Annotated in this window: 27 protein-coding genes; 10 read left to right on the forward strand and 17 right to left on the reverse strand. The window is 39.1% G+C overall.

Annotated elements, in window-relative coordinates; translation table 11 throughout:
• The first annotated feature begins 145 nt into the window (after nt 1–145).
• The 4 genes from AC1M9P_RS08895 (at nt 146) to AC1M9P_RS08910 (ending at nt 4598) form a co-directional block, all read left to right on the forward strand.
• Nucleotides 146–1135 (forward strand): lipase family alpha/beta hydrolase, encoded by a 990-nt coding sequence (locus AC1M9P_RS08895; RefSeq protein ID WP_481587369.1) that lies wholly within the window; start codon nt 146–148, stop codon nt 1133–1135.
• Nucleotides 1136–1293: 158 nt separating this feature from the next.
• Nucleotides 1294–2268, forward strand: coding sequence for an esterase/lipase family protein (locus AC1M9P_RS08900; RefSeq protein ID WP_035264290.1), 975 nt, complete (start codon nt 1294–1296; stop codon nt 2266–2268).
• Between the two features lie 229 nt (nt 2269–2497).
• Complete coding sequence (locus tag AC1M9P_RS08905) at nt 2498–3475, forward strand: lipase family alpha/beta hydrolase (RefSeq protein WP_481587370.1); 978 nt, start codon at nt 2498–2500, stop codon at nt 3473–3475.
• 142 nt (nt 3476–3617) lie between these two features.
• Nucleotides 3618–4598: a lipase family alpha/beta hydrolase gene (locus AC1M9P_RS08910; RefSeq protein ID WP_481587371.1), complete on the forward strand. Its 981-nt coding sequence runs from the start codon at nt 3618–3620 to the stop codon at nt 4596–4598.
• 60 nt (nt 4599–4658) lie between these two features.
• On the opposite strand, the gene rplS is transcribed toward AC1M9P_RS08910, so the two are convergent.
• From rplS to ispH, 12 genes are all read right to left on the reverse strand, one after another.
• Nucleotides 4659–5030 (reverse strand): 50S ribosomal protein L19, encoded by a 372-nt coding sequence (rplS, locus tag AC1M9P_RS08915; RefSeq protein ID WP_004787066.1) that lies wholly within the window; start codon nt 5028–5030, stop codon nt 4659–4661.
• A gap of 179 nt (nt 5031–5209) precedes the next feature.
• Nucleotides 5210–5950 carry a tRNA (guanosine(37)-N1)-methyltransferase TrmD gene (trmD, locus tag AC1M9P_RS08920; RefSeq protein ID WP_092766672.1) on the reverse strand — a complete coding sequence of 247 codons (741 nt, stop codon included), beginning with the start codon at nt 5948–5950 and terminating at the stop codon, nt 5210–5212.
• 26 nt (nt 5951–5976) lie between these two features.
• Nucleotides 5977–6525 (reverse strand): ribosome maturation factor RimM, encoded by a 549-nt coding sequence (rimM, locus tag AC1M9P_RS08925; RefSeq protein ID WP_035264305.1) that lies wholly within the window; start codon nt 6523–6525, stop codon nt 5977–5979.
• An 18-nt stretch (nt 6526–6543) separates the two neighbouring features.
• The gene (gene rpsP, locus AC1M9P_RS08930; protein WP_035264308.1) at nt 6544–6801 is read right to left on the reverse strand and encodes a 30S ribosomal protein S16; all 258 of its coding nucleotides are present in this window, start codon (nt 6799–6801) and stop codon (nt 6544–6546) included.
• 144 nt (nt 6802–6945) lie between these two features.
• The gene (locus tag AC1M9P_RS08935) at nt 6946–7410 is read right to left on the reverse strand and encodes a type IV pilin protein (protein WP_481587372.1); all 465 of its coding nucleotides are present in this window, start codon (nt 7408–7410) and stop codon (nt 6946–6948) included.
• Nucleotides 7394–7891 carry a type IV pilin protein gene (locus tag AC1M9P_RS08940; protein ID WP_180028919.1) on the reverse strand — a complete coding sequence of 166 codons (498 nt, stop codon included), beginning with the start codon at nt 7889–7891 and terminating at the stop codon, nt 7394–7396. Before AC1M9P_RS08940 ends, AC1M9P_RS08935 begins: the two co-directional genes overlap by 17 nt.
• Nucleotides 7892–7900: 9 nt before the next feature.
• A complete protein-coding gene (locus AC1M9P_RS08945; protein ID WP_481587373.1) occupies nt 7901–11572 on the reverse strand; it encodes a PilC/PilY family type IV pilus protein in 3672 nt (1223 codons plus the stop codon).
• A 12-nt stretch (nt 11573–11584) separates the two neighbouring features.
• Nucleotides 11585–12328, reverse strand: coding sequence for a pilus assembly PilX family protein (locus tag AC1M9P_RS08950; RefSeq protein WP_081403224.1), 744 nt, complete (start codon nt 12326–12328; stop codon nt 11585–11587).
• On the reverse strand, nt 12325–13362 hold the full coding sequence (locus tag AC1M9P_RS08955; RefSeq protein ID WP_035264319.1) for a PilW family protein: 1038 nt from the start codon (nt 13360–13362) through the stop codon (nt 12325–12327). Before AC1M9P_RS08955 ends, AC1M9P_RS08950 begins: the two co-directional genes overlap by 4 nt.
• Nucleotides 13362–13880 (reverse strand): type IV pilus modification protein PilV, encoded by a 519-nt coding sequence (gene pilV / locus AC1M9P_RS08960; protein ID WP_481587374.1) that lies wholly within the window; start codon nt 13878–13880, stop codon nt 13362–13364. Before pilV ends, AC1M9P_RS08955 begins: the two co-directional genes overlap by 1 nt.
• Nucleotides 13880–14311, reverse strand: a complete 432-nt coding sequence (locus AC1M9P_RS08965) for a pilus assembly FimT family protein (RefSeq protein ID WP_481587375.1) — start codon at nt 14309–14311, stop codon at nt 13880–13882. The genes pilV and AC1M9P_RS08965 overlap by 1 nt, the downstream gene beginning before the upstream one ends.
• A gap of 153 nt (nt 14312–14464) precedes the next feature.
• Nucleotides 14465–15415 (reverse strand): 4-hydroxy-3-methylbut-2-enyl diphosphate reductase, encoded by a 951-nt coding sequence (gene ispH, locus AC1M9P_RS08970; protein WP_092766665.1) that lies wholly within the window; start codon nt 15413–15415, stop codon nt 14465–14467.
• Nucleotides 15416–15549: 134 nt separating this feature from the next.
• Here ispH and gmk point away from each other — a divergent pair, with 134 nt between their 5' ends.
• From gmk to bfr, 6 genes are all read left to right on the forward strand, one after another.
• Nucleotides 15550–16170, forward strand: coding sequence for a guanylate kinase (gene gmk / locus AC1M9P_RS08975; protein WP_035264330.1), 621 nt, complete (start codon nt 15550–15552; stop codon nt 16168–16170).
• Between the two features lie 75 nt (nt 16171–16245).
• Nucleotides 16246–16527 carry a DNA-directed RNA polymerase subunit omega gene (gene rpoZ / locus AC1M9P_RS08980; RefSeq protein ID WP_035264331.1) on the forward strand — a complete coding sequence of 94 codons (282 nt, stop codon included), beginning with the start codon at nt 16246–16248 and terminating at the stop codon, nt 16525–16527.
• A gap of 204 nt (nt 16528–16731) precedes the next feature.
• Nucleotides 16732–18834 carry a RelA/SpoT family protein gene (locus AC1M9P_RS08985; protein WP_481587376.1) on the forward strand — a complete coding sequence of 701 codons (2103 nt, stop codon included), beginning with the start codon at nt 16732–16734 and terminating at the stop codon, nt 18832–18834.
• A gap of 75 nt (nt 18835–18909) precedes the next feature.
• The gene (locus tag AC1M9P_RS08990; RefSeq protein ID WP_481587377.1) at nt 18910–19293 is read left to right on the forward strand and encodes a RidA family protein; all 384 of its coding nucleotides are present in this window, start codon (nt 18910–18912) and stop codon (nt 19291–19293) included.
• A gap of 153 nt (nt 19294–19446) precedes the next feature.
• Nucleotides 19447–19641: a bacterioferritin-associated ferredoxin gene (locus AC1M9P_RS08995; RefSeq protein WP_481587378.1), complete on the forward strand. Its 195-nt coding sequence runs from the start codon at nt 19447–19449 to the stop codon at nt 19639–19641.
• A 230-nt stretch (nt 19642–19871) separates the two neighbouring features.
• Nucleotides 19872–20336, forward strand: coding sequence for a heteropolymeric bacterioferritin subunit Bfr (bfr, locus tag AC1M9P_RS09000; RefSeq protein ID WP_035264352.1), 465 nt, complete (start codon nt 19872–19874; stop codon nt 20334–20336).
• A gap of 36 nt (nt 20337–20372) precedes the next feature.
• Here the strand turns inward: bfr and AC1M9P_RS09005 are convergent, their stop codons facing one another.
• From AC1M9P_RS09005 to AC1M9P_RS09025, 5 genes are all read right to left on the reverse strand, one after another.
• Complete coding sequence (locus tag AC1M9P_RS09005; RefSeq protein ID WP_481587379.1) at nt 20373–22001, reverse strand: PglL family O-oligosaccharyltransferase; 1629 nt, start codon at nt 21999–22001, stop codon at nt 20373–20375.
• 69 nt (nt 22002–22070) lie between these two features.
• Nucleotides 22071–23369, reverse strand: coding sequence for an O-antigen ligase family protein (locus AC1M9P_RS09010; protein ID WP_481587380.1), 1299 nt, complete (start codon nt 23367–23369; stop codon nt 22071–22073).
• 59 nt (nt 23370–23428) lie between these two features.
• Nucleotides 23429–23890, reverse strand: a complete 462-nt coding sequence (locus AC1M9P_RS09015) for a pilin (protein WP_481587381.1) — start codon at nt 23888–23890, stop codon at nt 23429–23431.
• Between the two features lie 182 nt (nt 23891–24072).
• Nucleotides 24073–24633 carry a TPM domain-containing protein gene (locus tag AC1M9P_RS09020; protein WP_481587382.1) on the reverse strand — a complete coding sequence of 187 codons (561 nt, stop codon included), beginning with the start codon at nt 24631–24633 and terminating at the stop codon, nt 24073–24075.
• Complete coding sequence (locus AC1M9P_RS09025; protein WP_481587383.1) at nt 24627–25697, reverse strand: TPM domain-containing protein; 1071 nt, start codon at nt 25695–25697, stop codon at nt 24627–24629. Before AC1M9P_RS09025 ends, AC1M9P_RS09020 begins: the two co-directional genes overlap by 7 nt.
• Nucleotides 25698–25716 lie beyond the last annotated feature (19 nt).

Below are 25716 nucleotides of genomic sequence, written 5' to 3' on the forward strand. Positions count from 1 at the left end.
AGATAGTTCATTGATCAAATCTACCTCTCTTTTTTAACCTTAAAAATTTACCATTCATCTATTCGATATTTAAAATGTGATTTACATCACTATAATCAATTTAACTCTAGGATTAGGGTTTGATAATAAAAAGTTGAGGATGATGATGAAATACAACAAAATTATGGCGTGCCTACTTACGTCTGCAGCTTGCTTAACGACTCAATTATCTAATGCTTCTGCATTAGAAGTGAAACCTGTAACCTCGACACTTGGCAAATACAATACCTACGCAAAAACTAAATACCCAATCGTATTTGCACACGGACTAACAGGATTTATCCGTCTTGGTACAGAGAGCTTTGGTTTAGATTATTGGCACCAAATCCTGCCAGATCTAGCGCGTAATGGTGCCAATGTCTGGCCTACACGAGTATCTCCATTCAACTCCAACGAAATTCGTGGAGAGCAATTGCTTCAACAAGTTGAAGATATTTTAGCCATCACTGGTGCACAAAAAGTGAACTTAATTGGGCATAGTCAAGGTGGACCATCAATACGTTATATTGGTGGAACAATTCCTGAACATGTGGCATCCATGACCACTGTCGCTGGTGTGAATAAAGGATCACCTATGGCAGACTTTATCTTGCGTTCAGAAGGAACAGGACTTGATACTGTGCTTGCGACAGCGATGAATTTTGTCTCGGGAGCAATTGTTTGGGCACAAGGATTAAATGCGAAAAGCCTACCACATGATTCGCTTGCCTCGGCTAAAAGTTTATCTACAGCAGGCTCATTAGCATTTACACAACGTTTCCCTGCGGGTGTACCAACCACAAAATGTGGTGAGGGTGCATATCAAGTCAATGGCATGCGTATGTATTCATTTACTGGTAATACACCGTTTACCAATGCCCTTGATCCATCGGATTATGCAATGCAAGCGGCATCTTTCATTGTATCTAAGGAAGGTGCAAATGATGGTTTAGTCCCAGTTTGCAGTGCTCGCTTCGGACAAACGATTCGGGATGATTACCGTTGGAATCATTTAGATGAGGTCAATCAAATGATGGGGATGACTAGCATTTTTGCAGCAGATCCAGTATCGGTTTATCGACAACATGCAAATCGTTTGAAACTTCAAGGACTATAATCTTATCAAGCCTCCATACGCTCATCACGAAATTATGGAGGCTTATCTTAAAAATTGTTCCCTAAAATTTAAATCCGCTTTTCTTTCCTTTTGCTTCGCTATACTCTTATTGTGACAACGGAAATTGTCGAATATTTCAATCCATCTAAGGAATAGAGATGAGAAAATTTATTTTGGGGACATGCCTCTCTTTCGCCTGTTTAATTGGCACGAGTTACGCTGCTACAGCACCTGAACAAGTGACTTCAAAATTTCAAACTACCTATGCAAAAACCCAGTATCCAATCGTATTTAGTCACGGAATGTCTGGTTTTATCCGTATTGGCACTGATCCACTCGGTGTAGATTATTGGTATCAAATTTTACCTGATCTCGCCCGTAACGGTGCAAATGTATGGGCTTCCCGTGTATCGCCATTTAACTCATCAGAAATTCGGGGTGAGCAACTTTTACATCAAGTTGAAGAAGTCATTGCACTCACTGGGTCGCCTAAGGTCAATCTAATCGGTCACTCTCACGGCGGGCCCACAATTCGATATGTCGCAGGTGTAAGACCTGAATTAGTTGCATCAATGACAGCGATTGGGGCGCCACATCAAGGCTCACCAGTGTCTGATTTTATATTAAAAATTCGTGATACAGCACCAATCCTTGAAACACCAATTGTGGCTGTAGTCAATCTACTGTCTAAAGCTATTATTTGGGCACAGGGACTTGATCCAGCATCCTTCCCTCATGACTCACTTGCGGGAGCCAATAGTTTGAGCTTAGCAGGATCAGCAATATTTAATCAAAAATATCCTATAGGCGTTCCTCAAAACTCATGCTCTGAAGGTTTATATCGTGAACAAGGAATATATAACTATTCCTTTACGGGTATCGGAACGGTCACAAACCCACTTGATGTAGACTCAGCTTTAAAAATTACCAGTTTATTAATTGATGGTGGTCAAGAGAATGATGGTCTAGTTTCACGCTGTAGTGCGAAATTCGGTAAAACCATCCGTGATGATCTCAATTGGAATCATCTAGATGAAGTCAATCAAGTGCTTGGTTTAAAAAGTGTCTTTGCGCCAGATCCAGTCTCGATGTATCGTCAACATGCAAATCGCCTTAAACAACAAGGTCTCTAATATATTTTTTTGTCTGCACTCATCTCTAGATGGGTCCAGACTGTTTAAATAGCCCTCATTAGCATGACATATCTATCCTATAAATGAGTCACCCATCCAATTTATATAAATAAATTTGCACTTTATCTCTTTTTTTATAGACTTAAGTCACAATTTTAGTATCTTAAATTATGGCGATGGATATCGCCTGAATCATAAAAATAAACGAATCACTGAATGAGTATCGAAAATGAAACTAAAAAAAATAGTCATGAGCCTATGCATAGGTTCATGTTTTCTTCCTGTTGCACAAGCCTCAACCCAAATTAAAGATCTAGCCGTTAACCATACCGTCAAAACACCTAAATCAAATTATGCACAAACCCAATACCCTATTGTGCTTGCCCATGGCTTATTTGGCTTTGGTAGTATGGTCGGTGTTGACTACTTTTATCAGATCACTCCTGATCTTGCTCGAAATGGTGCAAACATCTGGCAAACACGTGTTTCAACGATGAACTCAAGTGAAGTGCGAGGCGAACAAGCACTGAGTCAAGTTGAAGAGATACTTGCCATTACCGGCAAGCAAAAAGTGAATTTAATCGGACATAGTCATGGTGGTCAGACTGTTCGGTATATTGCAGGTGTTATACCTGATCATGTCGCATCTGTTACGACAATTGCTTCTGGAAATCAAGGAGCAAGAATGGCTGATATACTAGAAGGTGTTCTGGTAGGTAATATTTTAGAAGCACCTGCTCGCGCGATTTTTGACAATCTGGTATCGCCAGTGATTACATTCGCATCTGGTCTTGATCCAAAAGTCTTTCCTTATGATGCTAAAGCAGCCCTACAAAGTTTAGGAACGAAAGAATCTCTCAAATTTAGTCAGAATTTTCCAAATGGTGTACCTACAACCCAATGTGGTGAAGGGGCTTATCGTGTCAACAATACTCATTATTATTCATTTATGGGTAACTCTCCATTTAATACCGCTTTAGATCCATCTGATTATGGCATGTTAGCTTCTTCTCTTTTGGCTGAAAAAAATGGAGATGGAATTGTAGGGCGTTGCTCCGCTCGATTTGGCAAGGTCATTCGTGATAATTATAAATGGAATCATTTAGATGAAATTAACCATCTACTCGGTTTAAAAAGCATTTTTGCACCAAGCGCTGTAGATGTTTATCGTCAGCATGCAAATCGACTTAAACTCCAAGGGCTATAAAACCTAAACACAAAGGGTGAGCTTTTCACCCTTTCTTTCAGTTTAATAATGATTAACATTTAGTCAGATTTATCTTATTTTTGTTTAGTTTTTCTTTACAATATTTTTTGACAATAAATATTGTCTTTTTAAGGAAGAAAAAATGAAAACAAAAAAAATGATCCCAGCACTTCTGCTAAGTCTGGTAGGATTATCTCAACTTACATATGCTTCCGGCCTGATCGATGTCGAAGCTAAATACGTAAATACCAATTATGCGCAAACTAAGTACCCTATTGTTATGGCCCATGGCTTTGCATTAGGTTTTAGCCGCATTGGTACAGAACATTTCGGTTTAGATCAGTTCTATCAAATTACCCCTGACCTCGCACGAAATGGTGCACGTGTTTTTGTCGCTCAAATGTCTCCTGTCGAATCAACTGTGGTTCGTGGTGAGCAACTGTTACAACAAGTAGAAACAGCTTTAGCTATTACGGGTAAAGACAAGGTCAATTTGATCGGCCATAGTCATGGAGGACCTACTGTACGTTACGTTGAAGCCATTGCTCCTGAGAAAGTTGCTTCTCTAACTGCTGTTGCAGGCAGTATTAAGGGCTCTCCCCTAGGAGATACTTTCGTAAATAGTAAAGTGCTTAATAGTGTAGCAAAATTAGTTATTGGTGATATTTTGGCACCTGCAATTTCAATTATGGAAGGTAATCCAAGTCTTAGCGTTAATTACGAACAATCCATGTATGATCTTTCTGTAAAAGGTTCTTTAGAATTTAATCAAAAGTTCCCTTCTGCTGCGATCCCGAAAGACTGTAATTCTAACGGTTCATCACAAACGGCTAACGGCGTATATCATTATTCTTGGATTGGTTCTTCAAAGGTGACCAATGTTCTCGATATTTTAGATACCGCAATTGTTGTCTTAGGGACAGCGATTATGCCTAATGAACGCAATCACGATGGTCTCGTGCCTATTTGTAGTGCTAAATACGGCAAAGTAATTCGTGATAATTACAACTTAAATCATTTTGATGAAGTCAATCAAATACTTGGGCTTAAAGGCTTCTTTGCTCCTGATCCAGTATCAATCTTTAGACAACATGCCAATCGTTTGAAGATTCAAGGTTTGTAAGTTTTGATCATAAAAAAATGCGCCAAAAGGCGCATTTTTTGCTTCGAAGCAAGGCTAAAATTAACCTTGTTTACGAGCTGGTAACTTTTCACGAATACGTGCAGCTTTACCAGAAAGTTCACGTAGGTAATAAAGTTTAGCACGACGAACGTCACCACGACGTTTAACTTCGATTTTAGCTACGATTGGTGAATGAGTTTGGAAAACACGCTCAACACCAACACCGCTAGAAATTTTACGTACTGTGAACGCAGAGTTCAAACCACGGTTTTTCTTAGCGATTACAACGCCTTCGAACGCTTGTAAACGTTCACGGTCACCTTCTTTTACTTTTACTTGGACAACTACTGTGTCACCTGGTGCAAAAGCTGGGATGTCTTGTTTAAGCTGAGCATTTTCTACAGCTTGTACTAAAGGATGCTTACCGCTCATGGGGTATCTCCAATATGTGTGGGTCAGAAGAGGTCTGATATCCACTGGGGCTAGAGGCTAAGGCGCATAGACCCGATTGACTTTCCCTTTATGCTTGACCGCTTCAATGCATAAAGAGCCTATTTAATACTTCAAGCAATATACTTGAGGTCATATTTGCTTAAATAAATCTAAAAGATTTATTTTTGCGAATCTTTGAGCCATTTCTTTTGCTGCTTAGTCAACTCAACTTTTTCAACCAATTCAGGTCGACGTTCAAGCGTTCGTTGATAGCGCTGCAAAAAACGCCATTTTTCAATATTTGCATGATGACCTGATTTTAGTACCTCAGGCACATCCAAACCTTCAAAATGATCAGGCTTTGTATATTGCGGACAGTCGAGTAAACCATCTACAAATGAGTCTTGAACGTGTGATTGTTCATCAGACATTGCACCCGGAAGTCTCCGAATAATACTGTCCAATAAAACCATCGCAGGCAGTTCTCCCCCAGATAAAACGTAATCCCCTATGGACCATTCCTGATCAACATATTTTTGGATCAAACGCTCATCAACACCTTCATAACGACCACACAATACAATTAATCCGTCATATTGCACGAAATCTTGTACTGAAGGTTCATTTAAGGTTTTACCTTGTGGCGACATATACACCACAGGTACATGAACAGCACCTGCTTGCGTTGCAAGCTCTTTGGCACGATGAATTGCTTTTGCCAATGGCTCAGCCATCATCACCATACCAGGACCACCACCAAATGGACGCTCATCCACTCGTTTGTAGTTCCCTGTTGCAAAATCACGAGGATTAATACAATGAATTTGCATTAAATCGCGTTTCGCTGCGCGACCGCTAATACCAAAACTTGTAATCGCTTCAAACATTTCAGGAAAAAGCGTAATGACTGCAAAAAACATCGCAGACTCCCGTATTTCCGAAAATATTAGTAATCTACGCCCCAATTGACATAGATACGACCAGTTTCGAGATCAACGCGTTGCACCACATCTTTATGCCATGGAATCATTCGCTCTTCGCCATCGACACTGTCAGCAGTTGCGCGAACTACCATCACATCGTTAGCACCTGTTTCAAACAATTCGTGGATTTGACCAAGATTGACTTCTTGCTCTTCATCATCCAGACCTAACACTGTTAGACCCTTTAGATCAGACCAATAATACTCGTCCACGCCTGGTTGAGGCAGTTGCGATTTAGAAATCCAGATATTTGCGCCAACTAAATTGTCTGCTGCAGTACGATCACTCACACCTTTCAGCGAAACAACTAAGCCTTTACCATGTGGCTTCCAACGTTTCACATCTACAATTTGCCAACCTGCTTTGGTCTCGATGTACCAAGGCAGATAGTCAAATATGTTGCTCATAGGTTCTGTATTGGAATAGACCCAGAGCCACCCATTTAATCCATAAGCTGAACGTAGCTGTCCAATCTGAATACGATCTTCGGGAACATTCTGTGTTGGTGTCATGGGCTAGCTTCTACCGTATTAAACAGCAGCTGCAGCTTTTTTAGCTTGAGCAGCTAATGAAGCAACACGTTCAGAAGGTTGAGCACCTTGAGCAACCCAGTGAGCGAAACGATCAGCATCTAAACGAAGTTTTTCTGCTTTACCTTGAGCTGTAGGGTTGAAGAAACCGATACGTTCGATGAAACGACCGTCACGTGCATTACGGCTATCAGTCACGATGATTTGATAGAACGGACGTTTTTTAGCACCACCGCGTGCAAGACGAATAACAACCATGATAGAACCTTATAGTTTTTACGGATTATCCCTGCACCGACCATCGATACATTTCAAACCCCTTTCATAGAGGGCAGTATTTTACGTGAACTTTGATCCGATTGAAAGCTCAAAAATTATTTATCCACATTTTTGAATTTAAATTTATTTTCCATCCCAGTTTGTACTTGAAGAAGGCGTACAAGAAGCTGCTTTCACCCAACATTTTTCATTGGCTTCATTTATGACAAAGTGACCATCTGTTTGCATCAATTTTCCACTCACAGGCACTGCACTCAACACCCAACTGTTGTTGGTTACATCTAATATACCAACCGTATAGACAGGATCATAATGCGGAACTTCAACTCGATTTTGCGCATTGGTCTGAAATCCCAATTCAGCTAACGTGACTGCTTTGCCATCCGATTTAATATAACTGTAATTCGCAGCCTGATAGTGCTGAAGTCGAGCTGCAATATCTGCCAATGTGGTTTTTACTTCGACACGTTTAGTTTTACGAACATATTCTTGGTAGGACGGATAGGCAATCATGGCTAAAATTCCAATGATGACCACTGCAATCATAATCTCTACTAAAGTAAATCCTGAATTACCATTGTTTTGCATTTGCACCACATCCTGTATATGCATTGACTTCTTTTAAGTCATTTTCCACCAAATATTCTGTTTTACAACGAATACCCTGACTCGTCGCCAAAAACGCATCATAGCCTGTCTGCGTTGGTACAGCTCGAATCCCCCATGCCCGTCCCAAGCCCTGATCTGAACTTAATAAGGTTTTAGGTGTTTTTTCACTGATATCGGCAATACTAATCACATATTTTGGTTTCTTCGCATCAGGCAGGGAAATACTCGTCATTGAAGTATCTTGATCGTAAATATACTTCGCATCAAAACCTCGATAGGAAAAACTGCGACTTTTATAGCGTTCTAGTTGTTCAATAATTTTGGATACTTCTTGCTGAGCCTGTGCAGCAGCATTACGTTTTAAATAACTTTGGTATGATGGCACTGCGATTGTCATCAATATGGCAATTATCACTACAACAACCATCAACTCAATCAGCGTAAAACCTTTTTGATTCATGGTAACCACCTACTGACGCTCAAACCAGTTATAAGCTTTCAGCACTTTGGTTGTGATGTAGTTGGTATAACCACCGCCCAGCAAAGTCGTTTTCTTTTTACCATTCTGGACAATAGGTACGCTGTTTAGCTTACTAATCCCATCAGACTTAGTGTCTGAGATTTCTGCCACAATTTTATTTTGAAGATTAGACGTTGATCCAGCATCTCCACAAACACCATACGGCAAGCAAAGCTTTAAGGTACGACTTGCTCCTTTAATGCCCCCAGTACATTGGTTCGGTTGTTGTGACGATGCATCATTTGGATTGTATAAAGACACATATAAATCTGAATGACTTGGACTATTTGCGATCGCAATATAACCATTTAATGCTTTAACTGTACCAGTATTCGCTGTTTCGTTTTTAGCCGTTGTTCGTTGCAGCACATAGAACCAACCACGCTTATTACGGTTCATCAGATGTGGCACTGTTGTACCTGATAAATTAGACCATGCAGTTAAATGAGCTTCGGTAAGGTTTTGTGTTTTAGCAAAATTCGCTTGAAACAAATTCGGTTGTGCCAAGTCATAATCATGTAACACATAGACTCGATTGTCATAAATATTGCTGGTATTTAATGGAAAGCTGCGATTTCCTGACGCAATACTCACCGCACCAAATCGCTCACCATTCAGATCATGGATGGTCAAAGCAGGCATTTCATAAAAACGTTGGTGATACGCACTAAAATCAGCAAGACGTGTCACTCGTCCAAACGCGGTTGTATTCGTTCCAAGACGATTATTGAGATCGACGCGCCACACTTGCCCACCTAAATCACCAAAATATAGGTGATCGATCAAACCATCCGTATTGCGGTCAAATGCTTTAATTTGACTGACCACACTATATTTCATCTCAGCATGCTTAACATCAACACTGGTTTGATTCGATTGGTTGCCATAGCGTGCATTCCACAATAATTCGCCCGTTTCAGCATCAAAAATATAGACGCCCGCCCCTTGATTAGCTCGTTGACCAGTTAATGCAGATTGAGGCTGATAACCATCCGTTTCATAGGCCATATCATAGCCACCACCCACAATCATGACCGTTTTAACTTTGCCGTCAAAACGAATTTTAGCAATGGTAGGTTTAGACCAACTATATCCCATAGCTTTTAAGGCATCTGATTGATTTGTGCCACTCACTGATGTTGATTTACTCTTTATCGTTCCAGAACTTGGATCAACATGGAAAAGTAATTCAGGTTGGTTCGGATTTTTCATATCCAAGGCATAATAACTACGCCCACCCATGCGCATACCACCATAAATGTTGGCTTTCGCAGCAATAAACTTATTGTTGTTCTGATCAATCTTATATTGAACATCTGAAGTCCATGATCCATCCATGCCATAAATAGGATGCGCAGATGACAATAATGTATTGGACTGTTCAAGTAACGCGTCTCGTCGACTTGGATCTTGAACCATTTCATGAGCTAAGAAACTAAATGCCTCTTCACCAGTTTCTTGATCCACAACATGCAATAATCCTTGCATCGTCCCAAATACCACGTAATCTTTTCGATGAGTCGCATTACGGGTATTCGCTAAAATGGTACCAGACCCCGCGTTATATTTTGCTTCGAGCGTGACCAATAGTGGTTCCGAGTGAACAACGCCTCCCATTTGCTGCATCACCTTAAGATCTTTAACCTTATTTAGATCATTCCAAATGTATCCAGCAGGTAAGCTACTTAAGTAGTTTTTATCAAGTCGATAACCCAAAGCCGACAGTAAATAGGGTTGATATACATTTTGTCGCCACCCCGACTTGGTTGAATCAATATAGGTCGCGGCCAGCACATTCTGTGTCGTTAATTTCGTCAGTTGTCCATTCTCAGAACCTACCAATCGTTTTGCTTGATCACCCGTTGTGGCAATCGTTGCATTGGTGAATAACGGGCGCGTTTTTATTTTGTCTGTAGCAGTAACACCTGCTAGTGGTGAAGGTGTGGCAATCCGAGAGAACACGCCCCCTTGAATTGCACTCAAACCATCATCGATTCCAGTATTGTTCCAAAAATCCTGCGTATTGGTTCGTATTGCACCTGATCGATCAAGTACCTCTTTCCCCGCACGATCAATCATCACAGCTTGAGCGTTAATACTGTATTTCTTTAAGTTCCCTAACCATAATTGATGTGTGGAAGCCAATACCGAATTTGCTGTGCTCACCTGTGGTTGAAACTGCGGTGCGAACACATAAGGATATGCTGAACTTGTTGATAAACGGTCAAATGGCACCACATAAGTACCAAAACTAGCAGCCTCAAAGTTACCGTGAGAGACGGCAACCAAGAAGGTATTCAATGCATTCTGAATATCTTCACCAGAAGTCGCTTGGGTATACCCCCCAATTTCTTGGCGAGTCCCGTAGGTATCCCCTTTACCAATCACATTCCCCAACTGTTTTAATGCTTGAGCATTCATACTATTGGAAATGTCATTTCCAGAACCTGTATAGCTACTATCAAAAGTACAATGATCGTATAGACCGTCATTGTCATAATCACGACAGGTTTCTCGTGGATGCTTTTGGAATAAGGGACCAAAACCTACAGTAGATGTATAAACACGCTTCTGATTCGCATCGCTGGTCATCTGTGTTTGATTTGCCAAACGCTGAACCATCTTACCCACACAAGCCCATGAACTACGGTTTTGCCAGGTGGTTTGATTGGCTGACACAGCATTACCAATATCATCTTCATAAAAACGATATGGCTGCGTCGCCATTTCCTTAAACTCGCCATTGAAGGTCGCGGCACCACTGGCACCTTTGGCATTACCGTAATTGTAGTAGACATCTTTTAAGGGCGAGCCTTCACAAGTAAAGCTGTCATCTGCCAACGCATTTTGCATGACAGGGAGTACCGTCTTTGGTCTCAAACCAACTGGCGCCCCATCTGTTAAGAAAAAAACACCTTGCGTACTACATTGGGCATCACTGTTATTCAACTTGTTGAGTGGCGCTCTATAACTACCATCCGCTTTGCGAATGTCCGCTGGCGCAAATGATGCTCCAGATAAACCACGGCTATAATTAGAATATTTAGATGAAGGAAGTAAATCGATGCCTTTTAGGTTAGCCCCAAAGGTACGATTTCCTAGTAAATATGCATAAGTTTCTGAGAGTAATAGTGGTGTGGGCGTACTACCTACGGCTCCAATACTATTAATTTTATTGATTAAATCCGTACGGTGAGCAGGTGTAAGTTGTTTTGCTTCTAGTAAGATTTTAGATGAACGAGCATTTTCACCATAGCTTAACCAATCTTCTGTTGTCCCTATTTCACCTGTTGACGTAAACACCGACACCCCAATATAAACATTATCTGGAATACGATAATTTCCTGATAAGTCCTTTGCATTTAAGGCATCTACCAATGAGTTTTTTAAGGCATTTAAACGGCTAACACTTTGACCTTTATAAGTTGCATCTACTGCACTCATACTCATCGAGTTATCAATCGCCAACATGATAATCGGATTATTTTTTGCTACAGGATTTTGATAAATTTGTAGATCACTGGCACTCAATTGCATTGGGATCGCACCCAATGCCATCACGACTGCAATACTTTGCGCAATCATCTTTTTTGTAAAATGATTCTTTATCTTTTTATTCACAACACATCCCCATTAAGATTCAGCGCGCTGATAAGCATCAAAAATGTAACTTTGAATTTGGGTGTTATACGGCACACCAATATCCTTTAAACAAGATGAAATGGTTTGTGCATTACCCACCAATGGTGCTGTATGTGGTCGGCGCAAACAAAGATGGATTTCATCCGTTAAATCTGTCGAAGACAATGCGGGTAAGAGCGATGTTGAATAGACTGTTATTTTTTTAGTATCAGAAGGTTGTCCTATACTTTCAGTGTCAGTTCCAACGTTTGCGTTTGAAAGTGGGATATCATGATCACTGTCTGATGGAGGGCTTACGATTACAGACACCTGAGTTAATTGCGCCTTACGAGCACTGGCATAATCCCCATCGTTTGATAAGGAACAAAACCCAGAAACACCATCGACTGAGACATCACTCATTGCTTCATTCCAACGCAATACACTACTGTTGGAAACATTAAACATCGCACTATTGGATTGGTTTCTAAAACAGAATACGACTTCGTCACCTTCATTCTGAATCGAGTAACCAATTAAGCTCAGAGGGTTACCACTGGAGGCAGCATAGCCGCCATGCCCCAATCGATAAAAAACAGTATCGGAAGATTGCATTAACAATTGTTGCGCTTGGCTGTTGGTGGTGATATTCAAACTCACCATACTTTGTCGAATCGCCCAAGTACCAATAATGGTGAGCAGAACTAACATAATCAGTACCACAATCAGCGTTGCACCACGTTGATGTTGAATCATAAGCCCTCCGCTGAATCCATCACACTCATACCATTTCGAATCGCGATCGTTTGTGTAATGACTTGTCGAATAAATTTAGTCGCGACGGTTTTTTGTGCTTTTTTTAATTTTACTTTTTGATCAAGAACTTCAAATTCTTGATGAGGAGAAATTGCTTGATTTTGACCTACATTCTCAGATGACCTTACTAATAAACCGACCTGTATTGAATTGATGCGTGGACGTGGATAAACATTGAGCTTTTTATAATCTTCAATACTTATATATCTTTGCTGTGCCGTATTATCGTCATTAGAAATCCCCAACAGATAGTGAAAGTGATCAACACGATGCATCAAAATTTCACCATTCGTTGTTCCAAAGACAGTCTGTTTATTATTAAAATTTTTTAAAATTTGAGTGCTGTTACGCGTGTACCACCCTGCTTCACAGGCCAAGACCAATGCATCGTGTGGTTCTTTTTGAATATTTGCATTTGCATCTTTACGTAGAAAAAAACGTTGAACAATATATCGTCCAGCATCGTAATTATTACCTTCACAATCCACACCTTGTGTATCAGCATAAAACTGCATGACCAATTGGTCGCTCATTCCCGCTTGAGCAGGTTGTGAAGATTCAGCGGAAACCAACTCTATATTACTCGGCATACCAGATTGCGATACAGGCACAACCTCCGTATTTGGAATATTTCGTGAAATATTGACGGGAATATTGGTCGCATTAAATGCCAAATCACCAGATGTAGGCACCACTGGAGACTGAGCTGAAGTGATAACAATGCCACCATGCGTCAAACGATCATTTATGATATTTACTTGACCATAATTTGCTTTACGAATTTCATAAGTAAGAAAGCGCAGACCGAAGTTCCCGTTATCTTGAACCTCCGACATCCCTTTCTGCATCGTGAATCCCATCTGCCCTGTAAAAAACAGATGTACCGCAGCAGCGGTAATCAATAATCCAAGCACCAAAGCGATCATAAGCTCGACTAGCGTCAAACCTTTTTGTGTATACCTACGATGCTGCATCAATAAAGCTCCATAACGATGCATTGCGCTTTTGGTAAATAACTTCCACCATGGGTACATGCATCTTTTGCAGAAGCATCATCGATAGGTTTTGTTTTTCCCCAGGCTACGTAAATGCATCGGCGAGATTGCAAATTATTACTGACTTGGCAATTCGGCATTTTGATACTCATACCAAGATCATTGGCATTTTTTATTATCTGGGCAGCATCATAATGGGCAAAATCGGCTGCTTGAACACATGGATTCGTCGTTCCTTTTTGCACACATGATTTGGCTGTAGTTGTTTGTGTTTCTGCATTTATTCTAGCTTGATACTGAGTATAAGCATTTGAGTTCGCACGTATCTTCTCAGATAAGTCACGCGCTAAATTCATGGCTTGTAATTTAGACATTGCTTCATGTGAAGCATCAATTGCGCGCATTTGTAAAAATGAAAACCCCAATACCCCAATGGCCAAAACCAATAAGGCAACTAGAATTTCGATCATTCCTACCCCCTGTTGCGCAGCACGCATTAGCATGTCCCCTCTGCTTTTAAATATTGTGTTCCCATTCTTGTTATTGCTATCGTTTTAGAAACACCTAACACCTTATTACAAATAGAAAAATTTATGTCAGATGTAAAGTCAGAAATTCCCCCATCCATCCAGAATGTGACTTTTTCTTGTGATGAAGTCAATTTATTTTGCGCTTTGGGTGTCCAATGAAAGATTGTACTGCTATCTGATTGATTCGACTTAAGATCTACAGTCACATCTTTTCTTAACAATGTTGCTTGATTACGCGCCATCATCAGCACGCTTGATAATTCACGCACATCTGAATTTAGGCGATATTGCGCAACAAGATTTTTAAAAGATGGAATAGCCATGGTTGCTGTGATTGATAGCACAATTGTGGTAATCAACAGCTCAATAATGGTAAAGCCCCGTTGTAAGTCTTTCATATTCAAACTTTTGTATTTATTTATTAATGTTACAAAAGTAATATTTTATAATTATAAAACCAACACAGTTATGACAAATGGTATTAAAATGAGGATAAGATCACGCTTTTGCAATCTGTTCACTTATCCTGGTATGTCATTGATAATTCATTATTAAGCTTGAGTAACTTGAATTCTCAATTCTTTAGGCAAGCTAAAGGTTATGTTCTCTTCTCGCCCATTTAATTCCTGTGGTGACGTAGCGCCCCAATCTTGTAGACGCTGAATCACTTGTTTAATCAAAATTTCAGGTGCTGAAGCACCTGCGGTAACACCAATTTTAGTGGTTTCAGCAAACCATTCCTTTTTCAGCTCATCCGCATTATCTACGAGATAAGCATGCTTACCCATTCGCTCTGCCAATTCACGAAGACGATTAGAGTTCGAAGAGTTTGGAGAACCAACAACTAAAACGACATCACATTGAGTCGCTAAATCACGGACCGCATCTTGACGGTTTTGAGTTGCATAGCAGATATCATCTTTACGCGGCCCTTGGATCGCTGGGAATTTAGCACGCAATGCATCAATGACCTTTGCAGTATCATCAATTGAAAGTGTCGTTTGAGTGACAAATGCTAACTTATTAGGATTATTCACCTGTAAAGCAGCAACATCATCTTCATCTTCAACCAGATAAATTGCACCACCATTTTTTAGATCATATTGACCCATGGTGCCTTCAACTTCTGGATGCCCTTCATGACCAATCAGAATAGCTTCAATCCCTTCACGCGCATATTTTGTGACTTCGATATGCACTTTTGTCACGAGAGGACATGTGGCATCAAATACTTTTAATCCACGGCGCTCAGCTTCTTGTTGTACAGCTTTTGATACACCATGTGCACTAAAAATCACAATATTGTCATCAGGAACTTCATCTAATTCATCTACAAAAATTGCACCACGTTGGCGTAAATCGTCCACAACAAATTTGTTATGTACCACTTCATGACGAACGTAAATGGGAGGATTGAAGCTTTCAAGTGCACGATTAACGATCGCAATAGCGCGGTCTACACCAGCACAGAAACCACGTGGATTAGCTAAAACAATTTCCATAAGACCCTCAAACGATCGCTAAAATTTGGTCAATGAATCAGAATATTTTTTAAAACAAATGCGAATTGCTATTTAGTTTAAAAGCACTCTGCTCTAAAATAGAGAAGATATTTTATCATATCAGGAAAAATATCATGTCGGGTCTCTTGTTTGTCGTTTCAGCTGCTTCTGGAACTGGCAAAACATCATTAGTTAAAGCCCTACTTGAGCGCGTAAGCAATTTACACGTTTCTGTTTCACACACTACTCGAGGTCAACGCCCTGGTGAATTAGATGGTGTGCATTATCACTTTACCAGCAAAGAATCTTTCATTGAGCAAGTGAATCAAGGTGGTTTCATCGAATACGCGGAAGTTTTCGGTAACTACTACGGCACTTCACAAGCGACTGTAAAAGAACAACTTGCAAAGGGTCATGATGTTTTACTTGAAATTGATTGGCAAGGTGCAGAACAGGTTCGCAAACTTTTTCCTGAATCAAAACAAATTTTCATTCTTCCACCTACTCAATTTGATCTTCGCCAACGCCTATCAAACCGCGGTACAGATTCTGTTGAAGTGATTGAACATCGCTTAAGTTGTGCGGTAGAAGATATGCAACAGTACGTAAACTTCGATTACATCATCTTGAATGATGATTTTAATAAAGCTTTACATGATCTTGAGTCTGTCATTAATGCGAACCGTCTTTCATTATCACAACAGGCTCACCGACATAAAGATTTAATTCAAAAATTAATCACACCGAATTCGTGATTAAACTTGAGTCTATAGACAAAGCATTTTATACTGCGCAGTCTGTTAAAAAATTTCATACATACGAGAACTCTTATGGCACGCGTAACCGTTGAAGATTGTTTAGACCATGTAGACAACCGCTTTGAGCTTGTACTAGTGGCAAGCAAACGCGCGCGTCAACTTGCTCGTCAAGGTATCGAACCAACTGTAGAATGGGACAATGACAAACCAACAGTGGTTGCTTTACGTGAAATCGCTGAAGGTCATGTCACTAAAGATATCTTGAAACAGCGTGAGCAAGATTATCAAACGTCTAGCTTAGATTTAGCACTTTCTGCAAATAACTTAAACTTAGATGGTTTTTCTTTCCAATAAGCTTTAAGACCTGCATTTAAAAGAGCCTAGTCCAGTGACTAGGCTTTTTTATTGAATTTTTTTAGAGAATGATTCGACAAAATTGAAAAAATTTGTTAAAAAAATTAGAGCTATTCTCTATTTAAAAATAGAGCATTGTAGCAATATGAATTTTTAGTAAAGTCTTTTACTTTTTACTCTCTTCCACGGATTCAAAGGTGTAGTATGCCAGGCCCATTGGTCAGCCAAGCTAAGCAACAGCTAAAAGTCATCATCGACGCGTATTTATCTGAAAAGGACGTCGACAGAGTACTTGTGGCCTGCGATTATGCTGACATGGCGCATGATGGTATTACACGCAAAAGCGGTGAACCCTATATTCTGCATCCGATAGCCGTAAGTTGTATTCTGGCGCATATGCGCCTAGACCCAGAAACGTTAATGGCAGCACTACTGCACGATGTTATTGAAGATACCGACTTTAGCAAAGAAGACATTACTGAAAAATTTGGCAAAACAGTGGCTGAGCTGGTCGATGGTGTTACGAAATTAAGCCACTCTAGTGACAAGGAATATAATAAAGCAGCCTCATTCCGAAAAATCCTACAAGCCACGTTACAAGATCCTCGTGTGATCATCATTAAACTTTCAGACCGTTACCATAATATGACGACTTTGGAAGCTTTAAGACCAGATAAACGTGCCCGTATTGCACAAGAAACTTTTGATATATTCGTGCCAATGGCACGTTTGGTCGGCATGAATGAAATGGCTGACAATCTTGAACACCTCTGTTATCAAAATCTTGATCTAGATATGTTCAATGATGTTCAAAATGCTTTGGCGCAAACCAAACCTCAACGCTGTAAGTACCAAGCCATTTGGGAAAAGCATTTGAGCGATCTCTTGGAAAACTCCAATATTCCTGGGCGGATTAAAAAGAAAAACAATAACATTGAATTATTACGCCACTTTGTTAAAAACGAAATTAACCTTCAAGAACTCACACATAGTCATGCGTTTGAAATCGTTCTCCAGACCATTGCCGATTGCGATCGTTTAGTTGAGTTGTTAAAAGATAACTTCCAAGTTTTAAATTACCAAGATCATATCCGCCGCCCTCTTCCAGGTGGCAATCAATCCTTAATGCTGCGTTTGAAAGGCGAGAAAACAACGCTTTCGCTCACCATACAAACTGAACTTATGCGTAAGGCTGCGCGATTTGGGGTGGTATTAGGTGAAAATGCTCCTCAAACATGCCGATCTGCCATTCAAGCATCTATGCAGAATTTGCACACCTTAGTCGGTGGCGACTGTGCAAAGACCACGTTTAATGATCTATTAGATTATCTACATCAAGAAAAAATATGGGTCTATACTCCTCAAGGTCACTTACATGAGTTACCACAAGGAGCGACAGCAGTAGATTTCGCTTACTCTGCAAGCTTGTTCTTAGGTAACCATGCAGTCGGCTGTAAAATTGATGGTGAAATCAAACCGCTTTCTACACCACTCTCAAGTGGTCAAGTCATTGAGGTGATTACAGATGTTCTCGCTTCACCCAACCCGGATTGGCTGAGCTTTATCAACACTCAAAAAGCCAGACGCTCTATTCAAAATATTTTGCGAGACCAAGATATTGATGAACAGCGCCTTGTCGGTCAACAAGCCTTAAATCGTGCATTAAAGTTATTTAATACCTCTATTCATGATCTAACTGATCAAAATTGGACTGAACTATTACAATGGCGCCATATTCCAAGCAAGAATCAACTTTTTGAACAAATTGCTGTAGGTGATTTGCTCCCACAACTTGTGGCGAACCATCTCTTTGCTCAAGATCATCATCAAGATCAAGCATCAAGTCGCCTGATCTTAGGTACTGATGGTGTAGATGTAAAATATGCCCATTGTTGTAATGCAGTGTTAGGCGATCCTATACAGGGGCATTTATCTCGCCGTGGTCTTATTGTTCACCGTGCTCGCTGTAAGAACCTTCTACACGAACAACAGTTACATCCTGAAAATATTATGCCGTTGCACTGGAAAGATGAAGGTGAATCAGAAATCAACTTCAATGCTTACTTGTGTATCGATCTATTATTAAGTGATGAGCAAATTTCAGAACTGATTTATATCTGCCGTAAATCAAAAATAGGAATCGAGTCCGTTCGAAAATACGATTCAAAAACCTATCTGAGTATTGTTGTTCATAGTCGTCAGCAAATTGCGCAAATCATTCGTGAACTCCGCATGCAATTTGGTTTTCCGCGTATTTCACGCATGTCAGCTCCTCTTGCGGTTGAAGAAGTCTCACAAGCCTGCTAAAGAATACAGATTAGAGCTTTCACCTATAGTGTTCATCCTTTATGATGAAGCTAGATTTGAATAATGGAGAAATAGATGTCCCGCCAAGTCATTCATACTGAAAATGCACCTGCTGCAATTGGTACTTACTCTCAAGCCATTCTTGTCGGCGATACACTTTATCTTTCAGGACAAATTGGATTAGATCCATATAGCATGGAATTGGTTGAAGGCATTGAAGCTCAAATTCGTCGTGTATTTGATAATCTCAAAGCAGTTTGTGAAGCTGCTGGTGGTTCTTTAGCTGATATTGTTAAACTGAATATTTTCCTTACTGATTTATCTCACTTTCAACTGGTAAACCAAATTATGGGTGAATATTTCGCTCAGCCTTACCCTGCACGAGCGGCATTAGGCGTTGCAAGTTTACCTAAAGGTGCACTGGTTGAAATGGATGGTATTGTGATTATTTCTAAATAATTTCAACATCTTAGAAAATACCACCTATAAGGTGGTATTTTTTTATCTAGAAAAACGATGAATTAAACAGCATTTTTAAATGAATTTCATTGACAAACGATAATAATTATCAATAATATCAACTATCGCATTTATCCTTGTGGTTGAGCAGAAATGTACGTTTGTTTATGTCGTGGAATTACAGATCAAGATATTAAAAATGCTATGGCAAATGGCGCTGAATCTTATCGTGAAATTCGTGACTTGCTTGACCTAGGCACTTGTTGTGGACGCTGTGTTCCTGAAGCACGCAGTATTATTAATGAAGAACTTGCTGAAATAGCTGCCAGAATTTCAATCGCCGCTTAACTCAGAATGTGCTAAAAAATAATAACAACTCATTCTATAACTATAATTGAGATTTCCAATTTCTCCCCCCGCTTTGACTCAGCGGGGTTATTTTTTGCAAAAGTGTATTTGATTGCGATTTTCATTTGCTGTTCAATAAATTACTCGTCAGGCTTTAGCAAGTTGGGTTAAGATAATCTCTATCGATAGCCTTCTATGATAGGCTGAATTTTGAGTTTGGAGCTAAGATCATGAAAGGCAACCGTGACGTTATTCATCAGTTAAATCAGGTGCTTTACCACCATCTTACAGCCATCAACCAATATTTCTTACATTCACGTATGTTTAATGATTGGGGCATCGAACAACTCGGTTCAGCGGAATATAAAGAATCTATCCGTCAAATGAAGCATGCAGATAAAATCATTGAGCGCATTTTATTTTTAGAAGGTCTTCCAAATCTGCAACATCTGGGTAAGCTCTATATTGGTCAACACACCATTGAAGTGCTGCAATGCGATGTTCGGAAAGTAAAAGAAAATATTGAAACGATTCAAACTGCTGTGAAATTAGCAGAAGAACAACTCGATTACGTTACGCGCGATTTGGTACAAGAGATTTTAGAAAAAGAAGAAGAGTATTTAGATTGGGCGACCACTCAACTCGACCTTGTCGATCAAGTTGGTGTAGAGAATTATATTCAAAGCCAAATTTGATGATTGAAATAAAAAAATCCCCTTTCGGGGATTTTTTTATTTCAATAAGTCATCATACTCAATATATTGCTTATGCAATGTTTCTAAAATCCATAATTGATGCTTCGCTTTTTGCTCCTTACCGTTAAAAGCCAACACTTGTGCATACTTATGTAAATCATATTTTGATGCCAAGTTTGCAACCATACGCTCTAGATCAGCAAGTTGTTGTTCTGTCATTTCAGTTTTAGGATCTAATCCGATCCACCACACACGCTCTTTAAATTGGATAATCAACCAAATTTTCTTTTGCATGGTGTGTTGTTGATCAGCTGTTAAAGCTTCAGTCTTTGATGCGAGTACACTTTGCTCTTTATATAAAAAATAATCCCGTGTCGTAGCTAAAGCCCCCACAATCGTGATAAGAGCAACCACTGCGAACACTCGACCATTCATTTTTAATGAAGGCAAATTTGTATATTGCGCCTGAATAATGCCCAGTAAGAAACCTGCTGGAAGTAAAAAATAAGCATAATGTAAAGGAAACTCTAACATGCCATGAATGAGGATTGCACATACCATCAATGTTGCAATAATCGAGATATTATCCTTCACCCCTTTATTGAGCCACAGTAGCCAAGCTGTAAAGTACAGAAGAATAAGCCCACCTAGAATCAATCCATTCCAGACCAATAGATCTAGAATCATGTTGTGTGCACTTTTATACCAAAGTGAAACTTGGAAGGTATCGGTAATATAGTATTGTGCTAAGCCTGTTTGATTCCATCCATACCCCCACCATGGTTGATGCAGAATCGCAGCTATCATTTGTTGCCACATATCAAGACGAATATCGCCCATACCTTGGACAGCACGGTTTGCTGCGGAACTTTGCACGACTGAAGCTGAATCACCAACAGAAAATATCAACTGATTGATCGCCGTTAAATTCAGTGTTAAGAGTACAAATACACCTAACCAAAAAGCTAAATAGGTCAATGAAAATCGATTCTGTTTTCTGAATTGTTTGATTAACCAATAGATTACGATAAAAGCACAAACAATAATGCTTGTTCGGGATTGTGCTAAAACAATTCCGAATAAAATGACAAATGCGATTGGTATAAGATAAAGATTGGAAAGTAACCGTTTTTCAAATAGATATAGCGAACTCAGCAACCCTAAAAAAAGTAAAGTCCCTAAGTTATTGGGTTGAGCTAAATTGGCGTAAGGTCTATTTCCCTTTAGTGGATAAATGAGATCGCCTAAAATCCAATTCAACTGGAGCCATTGAAGCATCGCAAATACAGCTGAGATAACCCCAACTGAAACAAATGTTAAACAGGTAATTTTAAATACTTGCTCTCTCTTTTTTTGCTCGAGGCAAAGTTGATATCCAGCAATGACCATCAATACAAAGAACAGAATATATGTAAAACTGAATAAAGCATTGCTGAAATAGATGTTCTGTCCGAAAATAAATTGAATAAGTGGAATACTTAGAAATGGCAATAAATAAAGCTGTGGTTTTGGTATGTTTAGTTTAAACTTTGCTAAGCCTAACAATAAAAATGATGCTGCAATAAAAGTTAGTATTTCTGAACCGAAGGTTGGCCAAGGAGAACGATGGTATGGCAACAGCCAAGCAACCATGATCAATACAATACTTAGGGCATAAAAAATCATAACTATGGTGCTAAATTAAATTTACACTATGTTAAAACATTTGCTTCTATTAGATTAATTAAATTATTGCTACTTTTCTAAGCTAGGGCTGTGACCTAATCCCCAAAAATAAGGTAATGCTTTTCCTTGCATTCCAGCACACCCTTGACATAGAAAGTCCTCTCGGAGGAAACTGATTACTAAAATGATAAAAATGCAATAGAATAATCCGAATATATACTTTTGATTCAACCCTTGTTTAACTTCACAACTCTCAGCTGTAATTTGATACTTCACTTGAAAAGCTAAAGCAAGATACAAGATGCAAATGACCTGAGCAGCTGGATAAATAAAATTACCCGAAAAGAAGCCATCAATCATTATCGCAAGGACACCCATTTTTAGGATTATTGGTGTTTCTGATCTAAAAAATACAAATAGCTTAATCAAAATCCAACTTAAGAGTAAAATCCCAGCAACTCCCCATTCAAATATCAAACGAAAATAAATATTATGCATATGATGAGCAATATGATATTGGATACTAGCTAGATAGCCTCCCCCTAAACCTGTAAAAGGTTGATATAACCATTGTTGAGCAACAAACTCCCACATTTCAGAGCGCCCAGAACTTGAATATCGGACGATATTTAAGATCTTTTTCTCTGGATATAATTGTGAGTAAAAGAACTGGGTTAGGTTAAAAATAACGTATGCAATTAAAATCCCTACAGCACAGATCATTATAGATTTACGATGCTGTGGACCAATAATGAATAAAAAAATAAGAGGTGCGATAATACTCAGTAAAGCTGCACGTGCACCATCGAAAAATAATCCTAAAAACAATAAAAAACTGAAAATGGGAAAGAATTTCCACATAAAAGTATTTTTATCTTTTAGATAGAAACCTAACCAAAACATTACAACTAAAATACTATCAATGATTCGTACAGATCCAGTATTTAACTGCCATCGGTACCAAATACCACTCTTAATTAACTCAAAAATAGAAAAAAATAAATTCAAAAAAGGTATGCAAGACAGAACCAATAAAATAACGATCAACATATTACTCCGATCGCTTGTCAAATCAGTATAAGTTAGACAAATAAATAGTAGAAATAGACCCAAAAGTTGAAGAAAATCATAAATGTGATAGATTGAAAAATGCCAGAAACTTAGAATAATTGCCAATATACCAACCAGAAAAATGAGTGAACTTTGATTTTTAGAAAGATACTTTTGTTTTTTACTAAATAAGAGAAATGGTCCAGTTAGACTAATTAATAAAATTTGTAGGATTCGTAACTCATCATACTCACTAGTGAGCCCAGCAAAGTTTATCCCTAACAAAAATAGGGATAAAAAGAAAATGACCAAGTACAACATTTATTTTTCTCATAAAAAAAGAGGATTTTAAAATCCTCTTTTTAATTCAATTTAACTTATGAACCAGAAACCGTTAAAGATTGTGGTAGAAAGTCTGCATTAGTAGTTGTATTCGTTGTATCAAGAACCAATGTTCCATTCTCTTGAACACCAACAACAATTTTTGATTTTGAAACTTTATTCGAAACACCTGTTTCTTTAAAAGTATATGTAATAGTACAACCTGTTTCACCTGCTGTAGGTGCAGTAGCTGCAGTACCACCAATTACCGCATCGCCATACTTACCTGCCAATTTATCTTTATCACCAGCAGTAGTTTTACCATCAGCAAAACAAGTATTATTTTGTAAGTTGGTTTGAATAGCTGTTTTTAGACCTGCAGATAAACTTAAAGCTTCACTCACTTGAGATTTAGCGATGTAGTTTTGGTAAGCAGGAATCGCAATCGCAGCAAGAATACCGATAATTGCAACAACAATCATTAACTCGATTAAAGTAAAACCTTTTTGAGCGTTCATAACATCTCTCCTAATTTTTTAAGTTCAAAGTTAACAACCTATCCCCAAAATAGATTTTGTTGTTGCTAACTAACTGATGCTATTTTCGTATAACGCTTCAAGGTTGCCAATAAATAATTTTAAAATTTATTTTTAATGTTAATTTATGTAAAAAAGTGACATTTTTTGTCACTTTTCTTAAATCAATTTAAAATAATTGGCTGATTACTGAGCTCGTTTTCCAAATCTTGCACTTTATCATCATAAAAACGATTCAAAATTTCGCCGACTTCCATCACGCCAACAATAACACCCTGTTTATAATTTTTATTTTTTAGCTCATTAATCATGTGATCACAAATTGCTTGCCAATCCTGTTGCGTTGTGGCCTTTTGAATTCCACGATCAATCACAATTTCAACTTTCTGCTCACATAGATTTAAATATATCAGTACACCACTATTAAACTCTGTATCCCATACACCTAATTCAGCAAAAAGTTGTTCTGCTCGCTGACGAGTATTCATTGAATAAGCCAAGGCACATGGAATATATCCCTCTATGACCACTTGGATCTCTCCAACATGACCTTGCTCCGCTTGTTTCACTGCCTCTGCAATCGCATTTTGATCCATTTTGGAAAAATAACGTTTAGACGCAGGCAAATAACAAAAATGCTTAATCCAACGCTTGAAGCTCGGTTGAGATGCTTGTTGCAACTTTGGTTCAGTGATAATTTCTGTCGTTTCAGTTTTTGTTACCATGAGCCTGACGCACCTCCCCCACCAAAGCCACCACCACCGCCACTAAATCCACCACCGCCAAATCCGCCTCGACCGCCACTGCCGCCGCGTCCTCCGCCAGACAAAAATGCTTGGAAAATCAACTGTGCGATGGATGTAAATAATAAAAAGAAAATTCCAATACCCACAATCAAGCTGATTAAAATCCCTGAACCATAAATCATGCTCGCAGCAAAAGCAGTAACACCCGCGACCGAAGCACTTAAACGATTACCAATAATAAAAGAACCAATCACACCAGCAATCAAAATGAATAATACCGTGTTAAATGTCTTTTCTTTTGCATATTGTGCTTTTAAGGCTTGTTCTTGTCTAAGTTTCAGCTCTTCAGCGGCTTGTTGGGCAATTTCAGGATCAAGGTTAACGATTCGTTCAATTTCTCTGACTCCTGAAATTAAACCCTGTCCAAATTGATTGACTTTAAAATAAGGGGTGATTTGTTCGCGGATGATTCGACTCGCAACGATATCTGGAATCACACCTTCCAATCCATAACCTGTTGCGATATGTAATCTTCGATCATTAATTGCCACTGCGATTAATAAACCATTATCTTGTTGAGCAGAACCTAACCCCCAAGTCTGTGCAGTCCGCATTGCAAAATCAAAGATACCTTCCTGACCAGTTGTCGGAACAATGACGATCCCAATTTGAGCCTTACCCTCGTTATACAGACCACGAATTATTGTATCGAGTTCTGACTTTTCTTGAGGAGAAAGTATATTCGCCTGATCTATCACAGGTTCATTTAATGTAGGGAGTTGACGTTGTGTGTCTCCTTCCTGCATATCATTTGAGACAGTAACAGGAGATACTGGTGTTGGTTTATTTTGCTGAGCACTTGTTGATGGATTTGTTGAGTTGGATTGAATCACTTTTCCCAGCACAATCGCGTCAGACTCATGATCTACTGCTGTTGCAGATTCTGCATGAACCGTTTGCAATGTACAGGTCATCACAAAGACAAATAGCCATGAAATCAATTTCATACTATTTTGTCTAAGATGCTGAGTTCTCATGCTCATATTCATCAACTTCAAATCT

The organism is Acinetobacter sp. 25-47-122 (assembly GCF_056779695.1).